Genomic DNA, 607 nt, shown 5'->3' with positions numbered 1-607 from the left:
CCGCAGCCCACAACGAACTACTATTTGATGATGACGACAATGAGCCAAAAGTTATTTTACAAACCCTTGCCAGTGAACATTACTTTGAGCTAAACGCCAAACAGTCTGGCCGCCAATTCATAGAATGGATAAGCCAACTTGGGACGATAAACTTACACGCCGGGCGCGATTTATGCCTAGAAACCGAGCAAAACAATGTACAGTTTGTGATAAAGAACAATCAATTTATTGATGTTAAAAATGCAGTAACGCAGCAAACTAACAACGGCAATATCAATTACCAAAGTGCCGGCAACAACGCGTTCACAGGTAAAAAAATCGATGTAAAAGCTGACCAAGAGCTGTCATTAATTTCGGGGCGTGCGGTTAAAATAAACGCGCAAAGTGATATTTTACTAAAGACTAATAACAGTGATTTAAAGCTCAACGTACCAAATGGTTCAACGTTTTTACAAACTAGTAAGTCAATTAACATCACAGGCTCTGGGCAAGGCGATTTAATCATTCATAACGCCGGCGGCGAAATTAAACTCGATAGCCAAGGCAACGCCACCATCATCGCTACCAATATACTCACCCTCGACAGCAACATTGTCACCTTTGATGG

The 607-nt window shown here is 41.5% G+C and carries 1 pseudogene; it reads left to right on the top strand.

Annotated features, from left to right (window positions below):
• A pseudogene (locus H5201_RS22555) lies at window positions 1-607 on the top strand (hypothetical protein); the annotation flags it as partial.

Source organism: Pseudoalteromonas sp. SG43-6 (assembly GCF_014164365.1).
In the GTDB taxonomy this organism is placed as follows: Bacteria; Pseudomonadota; Gammaproteobacteria; order Enterobacterales; family Alteromonadaceae; genus Pseudoalteromonas; species Pseudoalteromonas rhizosphaerae.
The sequence above is the reverse complement of the archived record's forward strand: the minus strand, read 5'-3'. Positions and strand labels throughout refer to the sequence as shown.